Source organism: Kitasatospora sp. NPDC048194 (genome assembly GCF_043202455.1).
Lineage (GTDB): Bacteria > Actinomycetota > Actinomycetes > Streptomycetales > Streptomycetaceae > Kitasatospora.
On the sequence record NZ_JBIDAK010000030.1, the window covers coordinates 1 to 16,393 of the forward strand.

The 16,393-nt window shown below is 74.4% G+C and carries 11 protein-coding genes; 2 read left to right on the forward strand and 9 right to left on the reverse strand.

From position 1 onward, the window contains the following. The 4 genes from ACGF07_RS28220 to ACGF07_RS28235 all read right to left on the reverse strand — a co-directional run. Nucleotides 1-5,477 (reverse strand): amino acid adenylation domain-containing protein (locus ACGF07_RS28220; protein ID WP_392903197.1); only part of this gene is annotated, 5,477 nt, incomplete at its 3' end. 246 nt (nt 5,478-5,723) lie between these two features. Further along, nucleotides 5,724-5,936: an MbtH family protein gene (locus tag ACGF07_RS28225; RefSeq protein ID WP_350748465.1), complete on the reverse strand. Its 213-nt coding sequence runs from the start codon at nt 5,934-5,936 to the stop codon at nt 5,724-5,726. 131 nt (nt 5,937-6,067) lie between these two features. After that, nucleotides 6,068-6,226 (reverse strand): hypothetical protein, encoded by a 159-nt coding sequence (locus tag ACGF07_RS28230; RefSeq protein ID WP_350748462.1) that lies wholly within the window; start codon nt 6,224-6,226, stop codon nt 6,068-6,070. Nucleotides 6,227-6,430: 204 nt separating this feature from the next. Beyond that, nucleotides 6,431-7,963 carry an IS256 family transposase gene (locus ACGF07_RS28235; RefSeq protein ID WP_392903199.1) on the reverse strand — a complete coding sequence of 511 codons (1,533 nt, stop codon included), beginning with the start codon at nt 7,961-7,963 and terminating at the stop codon, nt 6,431-6,433. A gap of 402 nt (nt 7,964-8,365) precedes the next feature. On the opposite strand from ACGF07_RS28235, the gene ACGF07_RS28240 reads away from it, so the two are divergent. Next, entirely contained in the window at nt 8,366-9,358 is a 993-nt protein-coding gene (locus ACGF07_RS28240) for a LuxR C-terminal-related transcriptional regulator (RefSeq protein ID WP_392903202.1), read from the forward strand. Nucleotides 9,359-9,559: 201 nt separating this feature from the next. On the opposite strand, the gene ACGF07_RS28245 is transcribed toward ACGF07_RS28240, so the two are convergent. The 3 genes from ACGF07_RS28245 to ACGF07_RS28255 form a co-directional block, all read right to left on the reverse strand. After that, nucleotides 9,560-9,766, reverse strand: coding sequence for a hypothetical protein (locus ACGF07_RS28245; protein ID WP_350740776.1), 207 nt, complete (start codon nt 9,764-9,766; stop codon nt 9,560-9,562). Between the two features lie 159 nt (nt 9,767-9,925). Continuing rightward, nucleotides 9,926-10,990, reverse strand: a complete 1,065-nt coding sequence (locus tag ACGF07_RS28250) for a hypothetical protein (protein WP_350740774.1) — start codon at nt 10,988-10,990, stop codon at nt 9,926-9,928. 199 nt (nt 10,991-11,189) lie between these two features. Beyond that, nucleotides 11,190-12,410, reverse strand: a complete 1,221-nt coding sequence (locus ACGF07_RS28255) for a cytochrome P450 (protein WP_350740772.1) — start codon at nt 12,408-12,410, stop codon at nt 11,190-11,192. A gap of 254 nt (nt 12,411-12,664) precedes the next feature. On the opposite strand from ACGF07_RS28255, the gene ACGF07_RS28260 reads away from it, so the two are divergent. Continuing rightward, complete coding sequence (locus ACGF07_RS28260; protein WP_392903206.1) at nt 12,665-13,711, forward strand: hypothetical protein; 1,047 nt, start codon at nt 12,665-12,667, stop codon at nt 13,709-13,711. 181 nt (nt 13,712-13,892) lie between these two features. Here the strand turns inward: ACGF07_RS28260 and ACGF07_RS28265 are convergent, their stop codons facing one another. Then, nucleotides 13,893-15,158 carry a cytochrome P450 gene (locus tag ACGF07_RS28265; protein ID WP_350740767.1) on the reverse strand — a complete coding sequence of 422 codons (1,266 nt, stop codon included), beginning with the start codon at nt 15,156-15,158 and terminating at the stop codon, nt 13,893-13,895. A gap of 65 nt (nt 15,159-15,223) precedes the next feature. Beyond that, nucleotides 15,224-16,207 carry a TauD/TfdA family dioxygenase gene (locus ACGF07_RS28270; protein ID WP_392903209.1) on the reverse strand — a complete coding sequence of 328 codons (984 nt, stop codon included), beginning with the start codon at nt 16,205-16,207 and terminating at the stop codon, nt 15,224-15,226. Nucleotides 16,208-16,393: the final 186 nt, after the last annotated feature.

Here is a 16,393-nt window from a genome sequence, read left to right on the forward strand (position 1 = left end):
AGGTCGATGACCGAGCGGTGGGTGATGCCGATGCCCTTGGGGGTGCCGGTGGAGCCGGAGGTGTGCATCACGTACGCCAACTGGTCGGCGCGAACGAACAGTTCGAGGTTGTCGGCGGTGTCGTCGCCGACCGGCAGGGTCCTGAGGCCTTCGAGGGCCGGGTGGTCCTGGTGTCCGGGGTCGGTGAGCGCGAGCCGGGCGCCGGCGTCCGTGAGGACGGCCCGTAGGCGCTCGTCGGGCTGGGCGTCGTCCAGGGGCACGTAGGTGCCGCCGGCCTTGAGGACGGCCAGGATCGCCACCACGAGCGCGGCCGAGCGGTCCATGAGCAGGGCGACGGGCGTCTCCATGCCCACGCCGGCCGTGACCAGCCGACGCGCCAGACCGTTGGCGCGCGCGTTGAGTTCGGCATACGTCAGCTCGCCGTCCACCGCCACCAGGGCGACGGCGTCGGGAGTCGTGGCGGCCTGGGCCTCGAACACCGCGGGCAGCCCGCCCCCCGGCAGCGCCGCCACCGGGCCCCTCCCGTCCGCCAACAGCCGCTCCCGCTCCGCGCCCGTCAGCACCTCGACTCCGCCGATGAGTTCGGCCGGGTCGGTGGCGATCCGGTCGAGCAGGGCGAGGAAGCGGTCCAGCAGGGTGCGGGCCTCGGCGGGGCCGAAGGCGTCGGGCTGGTGGTCCAGGCGCAGTTGGAGGCCGTCGCCCGGGGTCAGGGCCAGCAGCAGCGGGTAGTGGGCGCTGTCGACGTCCTCGACCAGGGTGACGCGGGTGGCGCCGTTCGGGTCGGCACCGTTCAGGACGGACGGGTCCGGGTAGTTGCCGTACACCGTGACGGTGTCGAACAGGCTGTTCAGGCCAGTGAGTTGCTGGATCTCGGTGAGGCTGAGGTGCTGGTGGTCCAGCAGCGCGGACTGCTCGTGCTGCAGGCGCAGCAGCAGTTGCCCCCAGCTCTCGGCGGGGTCGAGGGTGACCCGCACCGGCACGGTGTTGATCAGCAGGCCGACCATCCGCTCCACGCCCGGCAGGTCGTGCGGGCGGCCGGAGACGGTGGTGCCGAAAAGCACGTCGTCGCGGCCGGTGAGCCGGGCCAGCAGGACGCCCCAGGCGGCCTGGACGAGGGTGTTGAGGGTGACGCCGTAGCGACGGGCGGTGCGGGTCAGCGCCTCGGTCGCGGCCGGAGTGAGGCCGGTGGTCAGGCGCAGCGGCAGCCGGGGGGCGGCGGTGGAGCGGTCCGGGGCGAGCAGGGTGGGTTCGTCAACTCCGTCGAGCGCCCGCGCCCAGGCGGCGCGGGCGGCGGCGCCGTCACGGGCGGCGAGTCGGCTCAGGTACGCGCGGTACGGGGTGGCCGGGGGCAGTGGCTGCCGGAAGTAGAGGGCCCACAGCTCCTCGGCGAACAGCGGGGTGGACCAGCCGTCCAACAGGATGTGGTGCGCGGCGGCGATCAGCCGGTGGCGGTCGGGTCCGAGGGTGAGCAGGGTGTAGCGCAGCAGCGGCGGGCGGGCGAGGTCGAAGCGGCGGCCGTACTCGGCGGCGGCGATCCGCTCGGCCTCGGCCTCCGGGTCGGCGTGCGCCGTCAGGTCGAGGACGGCGAAGGGCAGGTCGACGCTCTGCGGGACGGCCTGCACGGGCGGGCCGTCGGGCCGCTGGTGGAAGCCGGCCTTGAGGTTGGGGTGGCGCAGCAGGAGGTCCTCGGCGGCGGTGCGCAACCGGTCGGCGTCGACGGGCCCGGTGATGTCGAAGGTGCAGACGGAGGTGTAGACGTCGGCGCCGTCGGTGTCGTACGCGGCGTGGAAGGCCATGCCCTCCTGCAGCGGTGAGGTGGGCCACAGGTCCAGCAGCCCTGCGGGGGCGTGGAGTTCGGTGAGGCGGTCGAGCTCGGCCTGGTCGACGGCGACGAGCGGGAAGTCGGACGGCGTGTGTCCGCCGGCGTCCGGGTGCGCGGCGTGCTCGGCCAGCGCGCGCAGCGCGGTGAACCAGTCCTCGGCGAGGGCGCGGACCCGCTCCTCGCCGAGCAGGTCGGCGGCCCAGGACCACTGGGCGACCAGCAGCGGGCCCTGCGGGGTGTCGACGGTGGTGGCGTCCAGGCCGAGCACCCGGCCGAGGGCGAGATCGGGCGCGGCGCCCTCGGTCATCGCCTCGGCCCCGGCGAGCACGTCCTCGGCGGTGACGCCGTCGGGCTGGAAGCGGCCCAGGTAGTTGAACTCGACCTGCGGCTCGGCGTACCGGGAGAGCACGGCGGCGGTGTCCGGGTTGAGGTGGCGCAGCAGCCCGTAGCCGATGCCGTTGTCCGGTACGGCGCGCAGCTGTTCCTTGACCCGGCCGAGGGCGCGGCCGAGCGCGGGCCCGGCGGCGGTGACCTCGGACCAGGGCAGGGCGCCGGGGGCGAGCCGGACGGGGTAGACGGAGGTGAACCACCCGGCGGTGCGGTGCAGGTCGACGCCGTCGACGATCTCCTCGCGGCCGTGGCCCTCCGCGGTCACCAGCACGGCGCCGTCCGGCCCGGCGGGGGCTTCGGCGCGCCAGTGGCCGAGGGCGAGCGCCAGCGCCGTCAGCAGGACGTCGTTGACCTGGGCGTGGTAGGCGGCGGTGACCCGGGTGAGCAGCGTCCGGGTGGTCTCGGCGGGCAGCACGAGCCGTAGCGTGCCGCCGGTGGCGTAGGTGTCCCTCGCGGGGTCGAGCGGGCGGTCGCCGAGCAGGGGGTCCGGGGTGGCCAGGGCGGCTTCCCAGAGCGGGAGTTCGGCGGCCCGGCGGTCGGTCAGGGCTTCGGCGGTGAGCCGCTGGGCCCAGCGGCGGAACGAGGTGGGCACCGGCGGCAGCACCGGCTCGCGGCCCTCCCGGGCGGCGGCGAGCGCGGCGAGCAGGTCCTCCTCCAGGATGCGCCAGGTGACGCCGTCGACGACCAGGTGGTGGATGACCAGGAGCAGCTGCGGGGGCAGGTGCGGCCCGCCGTCGAAGTGGACGGCCTGCAGCATCCGGCCGTCCTCGGGCGAGAGCCGGTCGCGCGCGGCCTCGGTCGCGGCGCGCAGCGCCTGCCCGGTGGCCGGCCCGGCGAGCTGCCGCAGCGCGGCCGCGGCGGGGACGGTGCCGGGGGCGGGGACGTGCAGGGTCCAGGGCCGCTCGGCGAGCGGGGAGGTGCGGGCGCGGAGGGCGTCGTGGTGGTCGAGCAGGGCCTGCAGCGCGGTGGTGAGGTGCTCGGGCCGGGTGCCGGCGGGGAGGGGGATCAGGGTGGACTGGTAGAAGCTCGCGACCGCGCCGTGCTGGGCGGACAGCCAGTGCACGATCGGTGTGGCCGGCACCTCGCCGAGGCCGGCCCCGGCGGGCTCGGCGGCGACCGGTCCGTCCAGCGGGCGGGCGATCCGGGCCAGCGCCTCCACGGTCGGGGCGTCGAACACCTCGCGGGGGGTGAGCTGCAGTCCGGCGTGCCGGGCCCTGGAGACCAGCTGGATGGCCACGATGGAGTCGCCGCCGAGCTCGAAGAAGGACTCCGCGACGCCGACCCGGGGCAGTCCCAGCACGTCGGCGAACAGCCGGGCGAGGGCGTGTTCCGTCTCCCCCGCGGGGGCGCGGCCGCCGTCCTCGGCGGTGCTGCGGGCGGGCGCGGGCAGGGCGCGCTTGTCCACCTTGCCGTTGGGGGTGAGCGGCAGCCGGTCGAGCACCACGACGGCGGGCACCATGTGGTCGGGCAGCCGTTCGGCGCAGTGGGCGCGCAGCTCGGCCGGGTCGGCGGGGCCGACGGTGTACCCGATCAGCCGGCGCTCGCCCGGGCGGTCCTCGCGGACCACGACGACGGCCTGGCGGACCCCGGGGTGGGCGGAGAGGGTCTGCTCGATCTCGCCGAGCTCGACCCGGAAGCCGCGGATCTTCACCTGGTCGTCGGCGCGGCCGTGGAACTCCAGCTGGCCGTCCGGCCGTTGCCGGGCGAGGTCGCCGGTGCGGTACATGCGGGTGCCCGGGTCGCCGAACGGGCAGGCGGTGAAGCGTTCGGCGGTCAGGCCGGGCCGCCCGAGGTAGCCGCGGGCCAGGTACGGGCCGGAGACGTACAGTTCGCCGACGGCGCCGGGCGCGACCGGGCGCAGCCGCTCGTCCAGCAGGTGGATCCGCACGTCCCGGCAGGGGTGGCCGATCGGCGGCTGCTCCTCGCCGGTGAGCGGCTCGCTCATGGTGACGATGACGGTGGTCTCGGTCGGGCCGTAGCTGTTGAACATCCGCCGCCCGCGGCCGAGTCGGGCGGCCAGCTCGCGGGGCACGGCCTCGCCGCCGCCGATCAGGGTGCGCAGCGAGGGCAGCGGGACGTCCGGCAGGGTCGCCGCCATCGCGGTGGCGACGTCGGCGTGGGTGACGCCGTACCGGTCGATCAGCTCGGCGAGCGGCTCGCCGACCAGCTGGCTCTGCTCGCCGGGCAGCACCAGGGCGGCGCCGGTGGTGAGGGCCACCGCGAGGTCGGAGACGGAGACGTCGAAGCTCAGCGAGGCGGCCTGGAGCACCCGGCTGCCGGGCCCGACGCCGGTGGCGGCGACCTGGGTGGCGACCATGCCGGCCAGCCCGGTGTGGGTGACGGCCACCCCCTTGGGCACGCCGGTGGAGCCGGAGGTGTAGATCACGTAGGCGGTGTTCGCGGCGCTCAGCGGCCGCACCCGCTCGGCGGCGGCGAACGGGCCGTCGGGCTGGTCGGCCAGCTCGGCGAGGTGCTCGGCGGAGTCGAGCAGCAGCCGGGGCGCGCCGGTCTCCGGGAGCCCCGCGGCGGCGCCGGAGGTGGTGAGCACCAGGGCGGCGCGGGAGTCGGTGAGCATGTGGCGCAGCCGCTCGGCCGGGTAGGCCGGGTCGGCGGGCAGCCAGGCGGCGCCGGTCTTGGCCACGGCGAGGATCGCGGCGACGGCCTCCGCGGACTTGGGCAGGGCCAGGGCGACGACGTCCTCGGCGCCCAGGCCGCGGGCGGCGAGCACCCGGGCCAGGCGGTTGGCGCGGGCGTCGAGTTCGGCGTAGCGGAGGGTGGTGTCCCCGGCGTACAGCGCGGGCGCCGCGGGGGTGCGGGCGACCTGGGCGTCGACCAGCTCGGTGAGGGTGGGGTACGGGCGGGGGGCGGACGGTGCGTCCTGGGCCGGTGCTTCGCATGCTTTGCAGGCGGGCGTGTGCTGGACGGGTGCGTGCTGAGCCCGTGCGGCCGGGGCCGGTGCGTGTTGGGCCGGTGCGTGCTGGGCCGGGCCGGTGGCCGGCTGGGTCGGTGCGCCCTCGGCCAGCCGAGCGGCCAGGCCGGCCGGGGTGGGGGTGTCCAGCAGGATCGACAGCGGTGCGCGGAAGCCGAGTTCGGCGTGCACCCGGGCCAGCAGCCGGTCGGCGGCAGGCCGGTCGCCGCCGAGGTCGAAGAAGCCCGCCGAGGGGTCGACCGACTCCCGGCCGAGCACCTCGGCGAACAGGCGGCACAGCACCTCGGCCGGCCCGGGCCGCCGGTCGGCTCTGTGCGTCTGCTGGTCCCCGGACATCTGCACTCTCTCCCTCGTACGGCGGGCCCCGCCGTGACGGGGGCAGGGTGGCTGGCTGGCGTGCGTGCTGGGCGGTCTTCGGGGCGGCCTTCGGGGTTGTCCTCCCGAAGGCCGCCCGGGGGCGGTCGTCCCGGGGCGGGCGCGTGGCCGGCTCGGTGAAGCTGTTGGAGCTCGGTGGAGCTCTATGGAGCTCGGTGGAGCTCGGGCGTCGCCGTGGTGTGCGCCGTCGGGACGGGCCCCGCGGGGTCAGTGGCCGGCCAGGTGGGCGATCAGGCTCTTCGGCCGCAGGTCCTGCCAGTGCTGCTCGACGTAGTCGAGGCAGTCCTGCCGGCCGGCGGGGCCGTGGACCTGCTGCCAGCCGTCGGGGACCGGGCTGAAGACCGGCCAGAGCGAGTGCTGGCCCTCGTCGTTGACCAGGACGAGGTAGTCGGCCTCGGGGTCCTCGAACGGGTTCGCCATCGTCGGTTTCCTCTCTGTTCGGAGAATTGCGAGGAGGGGGGAATTACGCCGCGGCGCGGTTCCGGGAGTTCACCGGAGCGCCTTTGTCGAAGCCCATCGGAGTTCCGCGTGCGGTCGGGGCCGGATGCGGGTCACGGACCCCAGCCGGAGTCGTCCCCGGCCATCGCCAGGGGCGTTGCGACGGCGGGGGAGGAGTGCGCTCCGGCGTGGCTCTGGAGGCCGATGCCGGCGACCAGCACAATGGCGAGAATCCCGAGCATCTTGTGAATGTGAACGGCAAGATTCGTCATCGTGAATTCCTCTTCCTGAGGCGGGCGGTCTGCCCTCCTCGCTGAAATTCATCCTGCCGAGGGCCAATCTGGCGTGGAAGCTCTCGCCGTGATCGGGATCACGCATTGCGGGAACCGGAACCGTGAACATACGGTGCCAAAAACAGACAGAACCGATGAAAAGATCACCTGGTTCTGTCAGATCAGTGGTGGGTGGTCCTCCGCTCAGTGGTGGGCCCTCCGTGCGGGCGCCGGAACCGCGGCGCGCGGGCGCGAACCCCGGCGCAGCTCCTCCCGGACGGCGGGCCAGTCCCCGGTCCACGGCCGCCCCGCCCCGGCGCCCGACTCCAGCGCGAGCGTCGCCAGGTAGACGCGCTTGAGCGCGGCCCGCTCGTCCCGCACCCGCCCCGCGGCCTGCTCGATCCGGCGCAGCCGGGCGTGCAACCGCTCCAGCACGCCGCCGCCCGCGAGCAGCCGCCGGGCCTCGGGGCCGAAGCGGAAGCCGGGTGCGAGCACCGGCCAGGCCGCCTGCCAGACCCGGAACACCTCGCGGTGGCCCGGTCCCCACTCCCGCTCGGCCCGGCCCAGCCGCTCCAGCGCCGCGGACTCGGTGGGCGCCGTGCAGATCTCGTGCAGCGTCCGCGCCAGCGCACCCCAGTCCTCGCCGGGCGCGTGCCGCAGGGCGGCGTGCAGCAGGTGGGCCACCGAGGTGTGCACCACGGTGCGCGGCCACCGCGCGGCCGCCGCCTCCGCCAGGCCGGCCCCGGCGTCGCCGACCAGCACCCACACCTCGCGCACGCCGCGCTCGGCCAGCCCGGCCAGCACCTGCGGCCACTGCTCCCCGTCCGCGGCGGGCCACAGGCCCAGCACCTCCCGCCGGCCGTCGGTGGAGATGCCGAGCGCCAGGTGCACCAGCGGGCCGCCGGACCGGCCGCTGCGCACCGAATCCAGGAACACCACCGGGTAGACCGGATCGAGCGGGCAGCCGCGCCGCTCGGCCAGCTCGTCGAGGACCTGGTCGGTGATGGCCGAGACGGTCTCCCGGCTGAGCTCCACGCCGTACACCTCGGCCAGGTGCGCCACCAGCTCGCCGGAGCTCAGGCCGCGCGCGGTGAGCGAGACGACCAGCCGGTCCAGGCCGGGCAGCCGGCGGGCCCGGGGACGCACGGTCCGGGGGGCGAAGCTGCCGTCCCGGTCCCGGGGCACCCGCACCTCCACCGGCCCGACCTCGGTGAGCAGTCGTCTGGAGCGGGCCCCGTTGCGGGCGTTCACCTCGGCGCGGGCCGCGGCGTCGGTCCGGGTGCCCGGGCGGGCCCGGCCGGGCGTGCCGGCGGGGGCTTCCGTGCGGGGGTCCGTACGCGCGTCCGTGCGGGGGTCCGTACCGGCATCCGTGCGGGTGTCGGCGCGGGCCGGGGCCCCGGGGCGGTCCGTGGCGTCGGCGTCGCGGGTGTCGGCAGGGGCGTCCTCGGTGGCGGCCGCGGAGGCGTCCGCGGCGGCGGCCGCGGGGCCCCCGTCGAGGCCGCGCGGGCCGTGCAGGTGCTCCTGGAACTCGACCTCCAGGGCGCGCTCGATCAGCTGCTTGGCGAGCGCCTGGAGCAGCCCGCCGTCACCCAGCAGCCGGACCGCCCCGGAGCCGACCTGCGCGGCGGCGGCCTCCGCCAGCTGCCGCACCAGTCGCTGGTCCACCAGCTCGGCCGGGTCCACCAGTCCGGCCGGGTCCACCGGGGAGCGCGGAGGGTCGGGATCAGCTCGCAACAAGGGGGCCTCCGTCCGTCGAGCGGTCCGTGGGGGCGGTCCGTGGGGCGGCCCGTCGGGGCAATTCGCCGGGCGATCCGCCGGGCGATCCGTGCGCGGTCGTCCGCCGGCCGTCCGTCCGAGCCGCCCTGACGGCCCGACAGGTGAAATGCGGCGTCCATCCGCCCGTTACCGCGGCTGGATACGGTCGCGCTCGCCGCCGCTGTCGGCCCCCGCCTCCGGGCGCGGTCCGCCTCCGCCGGGACCGCTGAATTCCGCGCCCATTGGGCGTACACTCTCGGCAGTCGTGGCCCGGGGGGGATGCGTCCGGTCGGCAGGTGACTCCATCCTGCCCTTTCGGAGGTCCGGCTGTTGCCGGTCCGGGCATTCGTGAATTCGCAATGCCGAAGCCGGAAGGACGTGCAGATGTGCAGATCCCAGGACAGCAGCACCGAAATGGGTACACCCCAACTCTGTGACACCGGCCTCGAGTTCTACCGGACGGCGCTCGCCGAGGGCGGCGCCGACGGGCAGGCACCCGAGTGCCTGCTCGCCATGGGCCTGCTGCGCGTCCTGCCCGGATCCGACCACCGGCTGGCGGCCGTGCCGCCCGACCTCGCCCTCACCTGCCTGACCCGGCCGCTCGAACTCGCCGTACTGGCCCAGCAGGAGCGGATCGCCGAGGTGCGCACCGCCTTCGCCGCCGCCGACCACGCCTACCAGGACGTCATGCGGCAGGCCCGGTTACCGATCCGCCTGCTGGCCGGCGAGGAGATCAACCCGGCGCTGGAGAAGGCCGTCGCCGCCTGCGCCGAGGAACTGCGCACCGCCCAGCCCGGCGGCGGCCGCAGCGCCGACCACCTGGCCGACGCGCTGCCGCGCGACCTCGCCCTGGCCGACCGCGGGGTCCGCCAACGCACCCTCTACCAGCACACCGTGCGCTCGCACGGTCCGACGCTCGCCTACATCGAGCAGGTGACGGCCCGCGGCGCCCAGGTGCGCACCCTGAACGAGGTCTTCGACCGGATGATCATCTGCGACCGCTCGACCGTCTTCATCCCGGCCGGGGCCGACCGCGAGGCCGCCGCGATGCTCATCGAACTGCCGCCGCTGGTCGAGTACCTGATCAAGATCTACGAACTGATGTGGGACCGCGCCGAGCCGGTCACCTACCTCGAGGGCCACCACCGCCCGCCGCTGCTCACCGACCGCACCCGGCAGAACGTCCTGCGGCTGATGGTCAACGGCTACACCGACGAGGCCATCGCCTCCCGCCTCGGCATGAGCACCCGCACCGTCTCCAGCCACATCCAGAAGGCCAGCGAACTCCTCGGCAGCCGAAGCCGCGGCCACCTCGGCTACATCATCGCCCGCGAGGGCGTCCTCGACGCGCCCCTCGCGGACTGCGAACGCTTCTAGCCGCTGTCCGCCGCCCGTCCCCGGCGGCCGGAGCGACAGCCGAGGAGGTTGGTCCCATCGGTGGGACCGGCCCTCCGGCGGGTCCGGCCCGAGCCGGTGGGGGTCGCTCTCCCGGGGGCGGACCGGCCGCAGCGCCCGTAGCGTACGGTCCGGTGCCGGTCCGGTCCGAACCAGGCCCCGGGCACCCCGAGCGGGCCGAGATCAGGCCGGCCGGTGCGAGAGCGAAGTCCGCAGGTTGATGACCACCCGGTACACGGGGTGGTGGCCGATGACGTGCAGGAACAGCTGCTTCGACGCAGATGTGGTGTCCGCCCTGGCGGTTCCGTCGAACAGTGCCGGGGTGACCAGAGCCGCCAGGAGGAGGAGCGCGACGAAGCCGAGCAGGCGGCACCGTCGGGTCGTGGGCACGGTCCCTCCTTGGTGAGAGGCCCCTGCGGCGGGGTCGTGGCCCGGCGGGGAGCGACGTCCTGCTCGGCGGTGGGGCGACGGGGCCCGCGTTCCGGTGGGTGGTCTGCGCCTGCACCCCGCCTTCCCCGGGAAGCGCAGTCGCCCTCCCGGGGAGGGCGGCTACTCGGGTCGCGCTTCCAGGGCGCTGGCGCAGATGGGGCGGGTGCGGGCGGCGTAGGAGCGGGCGGCCACGATGAGGCCGATGCCCAGGCCGCCGAACGCCAGGCCACCGAACTCGACCATCCACGTCATCTGCGACGTGGTGGTGAACGGCCCGATCGGTTTGAACGCGGGCACCACGCCGATGGCGATGAGCGCGGCCAGAACGTTGAGCACGACCCCGTACATCGCCAGCGGGATGCCGGTCAGCCAGGCAGGGACCAACGGCAGCATGCGCGGGACGCGCCGTCCGGACAGGAACAGCGTCCAGCGGGGGAACACCTGTCCCCACACGTAGAGCAGCCCCAGCAGCAGGAAGACCCCGAGCATCGCGGCCAGCACGGTGATGTCGATCCCCGCCGACGCGGTCGCCTTCGCCGTCCCGGACGCGCCGGCGCTCGCTGCTTTCTGCCAGTCGTCGGCCGAGACGCCGAGCGCGTCGCCGCCGAGCGTCCAGATGCTCTTGAGCCCCGCCCACGGCAGGAGTCCGCACATGAGCAGGTACACCGTGACGCGGGTCCGCCTCGTGGCCCTGGAGGCGGCCGGGTGGGCCAGCGGACCGTCGCCGGCTCCGTCGTGCGGCCTGCCGCAGCGCGGGCAGTCGCCGCGCTGCAGCCGGCGGTGCGACAGGCCCACGAGCAGCAGGAGCCCTGCCCCGATCGTGTTCAGCAGCACCTGGGCCAAGCCGGTGGCGCTCTCGACCCCGGAGAACGTCACCAGTGTCACGAAGTAGAGCGGCAGGCCGGTCATCCCCACGAGGAGTACCGGGAGCGCCACGACGAGCGCCGCCGCCACGGCGACCCGGCCGGGCTTGGCGAGCCTCCGGGTGGTGGCCAGGCAGGCACCGCCGGCCAGGAGGGCGAGGGCCGCGAGGAGGAGCTGGACCCCGGGGGCATACGCGGCGTGTTCCTTCCATTGCACGGTGGTGCCCGTCATCGCCCAGGCGACCTCGACGGCGGCGTAGAGCCCGGCCCATGCGGCGGCTGCCGTGGGTGCCCAGCTGGGCCAGCGCCGCCTCCACGACATCCGCCCCGGGCTCGTGGTCCGTGGCCGGGAGCCTCCTACCTTCGAGCTCGTAGGAACAGCCACCGTGACCTCCGTACGTTCGGAATGCATATGCGCGTCAAGCCTCGCCGTCAGCCGCGCCGGTCACATCCGTCGATCGGAGCATCCGCCTCCCTCTCGAGGGGGAGGGGGCGGATCGTGGGGTCGGCCCGGTGGCGGATCAGGGTGCGCTGCGCCTGGTCAGGGTGAGCGGCATCGAGGTGAAGCCCCAGATCAGGTTGGATTCCATTCGCTTCGGCGCGCCCCGGAGCGTGGCGGTGGCCACGCGGGATGTGAACTCTTCGAAGAAGATGGAGAGTTCGCTGGTGGCCAAGGCCGATCCGAGGCAGAAGTGGGTGCCCTGGGCGAAGGCCAGGTGCCGGTTGGGGGAGCGGGTGATGTCGAAGTGGTCGGGCTCCGTGAACACGGCTTCGTCCCGGTTGGCCGCCGGCAGCCACACCGCGACCTGGTCGCCGGGACGGATCACCTGGCCGTCGAGGACCGCCTCCTGCCGTGCCGTGCGCAGGACGTGCAGGGCGGGACTGGTGAACCGCAGGATCTCCTGCACGGCGGAGGGGATCAGACCGGGATCCGTCCGCAGCAGGTCCCACTGCTCCGGGTGCCGGATGAACGCGAGCAGCCCGCCGACGGTGGCGTGGCGGGTCGTCTCGTTGCCGCCGGAGATGAGCCCGTTGCAGTTGAGCAGGATCTCCTCGTCCGTGAGGGGTTCGCCGTCCACCAGGCCGTGCGCCAGGGCGCTGACGATGTCGTCCTGGGGGTCGCGCCGTCGCTGGCGCAACAGGTCGTCGTAGTAGACCAGGAGTTCGGTGTGCGCCTCGGCGACGGAGTTCCGGTCCGTGTCGGCCGCTTCGTCGGCGCCGAAAGCGATCATGGTGAGCTTCAGCATGAAGTCCCAGTCCGCCCTGGGCACACCGAGCATGTCGGCGATGACCGACACCGGGAGGCGCGCGGCGACCTGGGTGAAGTCGACGTCGCCCTGATCGAGCGCGGCGTCGATCACCTGGCCGGCGGTCAGCCGGATGTTGTCGGTCAGCCGCTTCACCATCCGCGGGGTGAAAGCGGAGTTGATGACCCGGCGGATTCCGCCGTGCCGAGGCGGGTCGGTGACGATGAGCATCTTCCCGGCGGCGGCCGCGTTGGCCACCGGGTCGGCGTCGAGCCGCATCCCGCCGGTGGACGAGAAGGTGGCGCTGTCCTTGAGGACCTGTGTCGCCAGGTCATGGCTCAGGACGGACCAGAAGTCGGTGGACCTGGGGCGCCGGGTCAGGAAGACCGGCCGGGTCCTGCGGAGCGTGCTCCAGACCTCCTCGATTCCGTCCTCGGTGTACCGGCGGGGATCGGACAGGTCAGGGGTGGCGCCGGCGAGCAGCGCGTCGGTCATGTCGGGCATGTTCTCCGCCGTTTCGTGCGGGCTGCGGGATACCCGGCGGGGCCGCGGCACTCGACGGGCTGCACCATCCTGGCCCGCCCGAGCGCGGCGGGCCGAGGCCGCTTCGAATAATTGAGTGCGCGTCACCCGGTGCCGGCCCGGGGTGCCGGGCCGTGCAGCTTTCGAATCTTCGAAGCGGACTTCCGCGCCGGCCCCGCGGACTCCTAGGGTGCACGGGACTCAGGTGGCACGGGCGGGGAGTTGGCATGGCGACGAGCGATTGGGCCGGCGGCGTCCCCGGTCCCCGATCCGCAGGGCACCGTCGGGGACGGCCGCGGGCCCGGACGGCGCTGGCGGTGGCCGGTTGCGCCGCGACGCTCCTGGCGAGCACGCTCGCCCGCCGCCGTGGTGGCGGGGCCGTCCGTCATCCGGGCGAGCGGCTGGTGCGCGGTGCGTCCGTCGTCGGGGCGCTGGCGCTCGGTGCGGCTCTGGTGCCGGACCCGGTGGCTTCCCGGCACCGGCGCCGGATCGCCGAGCTCGGGGCGCTCGGCGCCGCCGTGGGACTCGCCCAGGGCGGCAGCCCCGTGCTCTTCGACGTGTTGGGGGCGGTCTTCCGCCGCGCGATCGGCCCGGCGGCCCCGGAGGCTCCCGACGGCGACGCGGGTCGTTTCGCGGTCCGTTTCCTGGCGCTCGGTTCGGCCGCTCTGACGGCCTCGGCCGTCACGCGGAACGCGGCACACGGAGCGGAGACCTGTGCAGGGTGCGGACGCCCGGCGCCGGACGGCCGCCTGCGGGCGCCGGCGTGGAGCGGCTACGCGGCGGTCGCGCTGTCCCTGCCCTATCCGGTCGTCAAGCTCGCATGGGAGTGCGGCAGCGACCTCGGGATCACCCGGCCCGAGCTGATCCACGGCATCCGCGGCGGCTGGGTGCCCGTGGTGCCGGCGCTGGTCGGGTCCGTGCTGTCGCTGGCGCTGGTACGGCCCTGGGGGCGGGTCTTCCCACGATGGGTCCCGGCCGTCGGCGGCTCCCGCGTGCCACGCGTGCTGGTGCTGGGGCCGGCCTGCTTCAGTACGGCTCTGCTGGCCCAGGTGGGTCCGGCGGCGTTCATGTCGGGGGTGCGGCACTACTTCGGCCCGCGGAAGCCCACCGACGACTTCGGGTTGCGTCCGTGGGTCCCGTTGACGTTCTACGCGAGCTGGATGCTGTGGGGCCCCGCGCTCGGCGCCGCCACCTGGGAATACCACCGGACGACCGCCGGGTGCCCGGCCTGTCCGCCCGGGCGGGACGGCGCCGGCGGATCCGGCGCCGCGTGACGTCCTGCTCGACGGGATCCCGAGGGAGCGGGTCGGCCCTCACCGGCGCGCCGAGGCACGGCGGGGTGCGCCGGCCGCCGCATGGCTGAGCCACCGGGCAGCCCACCCGGGCGCCCAGGTGCGGCGGTGAGGGCCGGGCCGCCCGCGCATCGCGCGGTGGCGGCCCGGCCCGTGCCGGTCGTCAGTTCAGGTGCACCAGCAGCTTCAGCGGCGTGCGGGCGATGGGGTTGGGGATGTAGGGCACGTCCGGGCCCTCGGCGTGGCGCATGTCGGGGAAGCGCTGGAGGAGTCGGCCGATGGCGACGGCCGCCTCCATGCGGGCGAGCGGCGCGCCCATGCAGTGGTGGATGCCGTAGCCGAAGGCGAGGTGTCCGGTGGCGTTGCGGGTGACATCCAGCTCGTCCGGGTCGGGGAACTGCTCGGGGTCGCGGTTGGCGGCGCCGAGCGAGAGCAGGACCGGCTGGCCCTTGCGGATGTCGACGCCCGCGACGGTGGTGGGTCCTCCGGCGATGCGGACGTTGGTGAGGAAGAGCGACGGGTCGAAGCGGAGGAACTCCTCGACGGCCCCGGGGACGAGCGTGGGGTCGTTCTCGACCAGGGCCCGCTGCGCGGGGTTGAGGAGCAGCGCGTTCACGCCGTTGCCGATCAGGCCGACGCTGGTCTCGAAGCCGGCGAGCAGGACGATGAAGGCGGTGGAGATGAGCTCCATCTCGCTGAGCTTGCCCTCGTCGGCATCGCGGGCCTGCACCATCTGGCCGAGCAGGTCGTCGGTGGGGGTGGTGCGCCGTTCCTCGATGAGGTCCTTGATGACGTCGATGATGCGGTAGGCGATGTCCTCGCGGCCCTCGTGGGTAGCGCCTCCGGTGAAGTCGCGGGCGTTGCGGGACCAGTCGTGGAAGACGTCGCGGCGCTCCTCCGGGACGCCGAGCAACTCGCAGATCAGGACCAGCGGAAGCGGCCACGCGAGGCCCTCCATGAGGTCCACCGGAGCGCCGTCGGCAGCCTGTCGGGCGAGGCCGTCCAGGAGTTCTTCCACGGTCTCTTCCACGCGCGGGCGCAGGCGTTCGGTCTGGCGGGCGGTGAAGGCCCCGCTGAGGAGCTTGCGCAGGCGGGTGTGCTTCGGCGGGTCGGACACCACGGGGTGCTCGTTGTAGATGCGCCAGATGCCGCCCTCCTCATCGGTGACCGGGTCGTCCTCCGGGTCCGGCTTCTGGCGCAGGAGGGGGTCGAGGTGGGCCAGGCGGATGTCCTCGTAGCGGGTGGGGACCAGCCAGCGTGTGCCGTCCGGCAGTTCGGCCCACCACACGCGCGACTTGGCGCGCAGATCGGCGAAGAACCCGTACTGGTCCTGGACCAGCCCGGGGTCGATCAGCTGGAAGACGGGAACGCCGTCGTCTTCGGCGGGCGAGGGCTGCGGGTTCTCCGCCGTCCCGGGCGCTTGCTGCATCTGCTGTGCTCTCCTTCTCCTGGGTGAACCCCGGACGGCTGCCGGGATGACGACTGGGGCGGGCCCTACCGCTCCAGCACGTAGCCGTCGCCGGGCCGGTGGTCGCGCGATCGGCGCAGGTCGGCCAGGACGAAGGTCCGCTGGAGCCAGCGGTCCCGGCCGTCGTAGCGGGGCTGGAAGGCCGTCCGGCCGTGCAGGGTCACGTGGTTGTCGACGATCGCCAGGTCGCCGGGCAACAGCCGGACGGTGCGGGCGACTTCGTCGAGGGCCAGGGACAGCTCGGTGAGGGCCGCACGGGCCGAGGGGGTCAGTCCGGTCGTGGCGGCGAAGTCGACCCGGACATCCGGATCGGCCGACTCGCCGGCCAGTACCGGGAGTTCCGGGGCGCCGGCGCCGGCCGAGCCGAAGGACGGCGGGGGCTGGGTGTTGAACTCGGGACGGGCGAGGGCCTGCCGGGTCCGGTCGGACAGCAGGGGCAGTGCTTCCCGGATCGAGGCGGTACGGAGCCCGGCGACGCGGTCGTGGTCCGGGCGGAGGCAGAGCAGCATCACGTAGTCCGGGCGGTGCGGGTGGAAGGCGTTCTCGTTGTGCATCATCAGGTCCACCGACCCGGCGTTGCCCTGGAAGTCCTCCCGGCCCGGCACGGGGACGACGTCCTGGACCAGCGCGCCGGACTTCTCCGCCAGGAAGGCGGCGGGATCGCCGAGACCGCAGGCCGTCATCATCAGCAGCGCGGCCGGCCCGGTGGTGGTCCGCTGCACGGACCCGGCGACCGACGGGGTGTTCGGCAGCCGGGAGTCGTCCACCGGAAGTCCGCGCACCACCATGACGCCGGCCGGTCCGGAGTCGCGGCGGAACTCGCGGACGCGTCGCCGGTAGCCGCCGGGCAGGAATTCCCAGGAGCTTCGGGCGGCGGCTACCCAGGCATCGTCGTCGACCTCGTCCGAGACCGACTGCAGCTGATCGGCGATCCGGCTGATCTCCACCGCTTCCGCCGGGGAGACCGTGAAGGTGACCTCCGGGGGCGCGAGCTGTACGGCGTTGAGCATGGTTTCTCCCAAGAGCCTAGGGTTGCGGTCGTCCAAGCCGGCGGAGATCTCGTGAACGCCGGCCACAAGGGAGTGCCGGCTCCCGTCGTCGTCCAGTCGCGCCAGCGGGTCGGTTGTCCGGGACGTGGATACGTCGTCCTGCCGACCGCGCGGGATCGGGCGCCGGTCGGGCAGCGGCGATGGAAG

Excerpts from the sequence above, each read along its gene's own strand:
- ACGF07_RS28225 (WP_350748465.1), bottom strand. The coding sequence starts at position 5,936 with ATGGCGAACCCGTTCGAGGACCCCGAGGCCGACTACCTCGTCCTGGTC.
- ACGF07_RS28230 (WP_350748462.1), bottom strand. The coding sequence starts at position 6,226 with ATGACGAATCTTGCCGTTCACATTCACAAGATGCTCGGGATTCTCGCC.
- ACGF07_RS28240 (WP_392903202.1), top strand. The coding sequence starts at position 8,366 with ATGTGCAGATCCCAGGACAGCAGCACCGAAATGGGTACACCCCAACTC.
- ACGF07_RS28250 (WP_350740774.1), bottom strand. The coding sequence starts at position 10,990 with ATGTCGTGGAGGCGGCGCTGGCCCAGCTGGGCACCCACGGCAGCCGCC.
- ACGF07_RS28255 (WP_350740772.1), bottom strand. The coding sequence starts at position 12,410 with ATGACCGACGCGCTGCTCGCCGGCGCCACCCCTGACCTGTCCGATCCC.
- ACGF07_RS28260 (WP_392903206.1), top strand. The coding sequence starts at position 12,665 with ATGGCGACGAGCGATTGGGCCGGCGGCGTCCCCGGTCCCCGATCCGCA.
- ACGF07_RS28265 (WP_350740767.1), bottom strand. The coding sequence starts at position 15,158 with ATGCAGCAAGCGCCCGGGACGGCGGAGAACCCGCAGCCCTCGCCCGCC.
- ACGF07_RS28270 (WP_392903209.1), bottom strand. The coding sequence starts at position 16,207 with ATGCTCAACGCCGTACAGCTCGCGCCCCCGGAGGTCACCTTCACGGTC.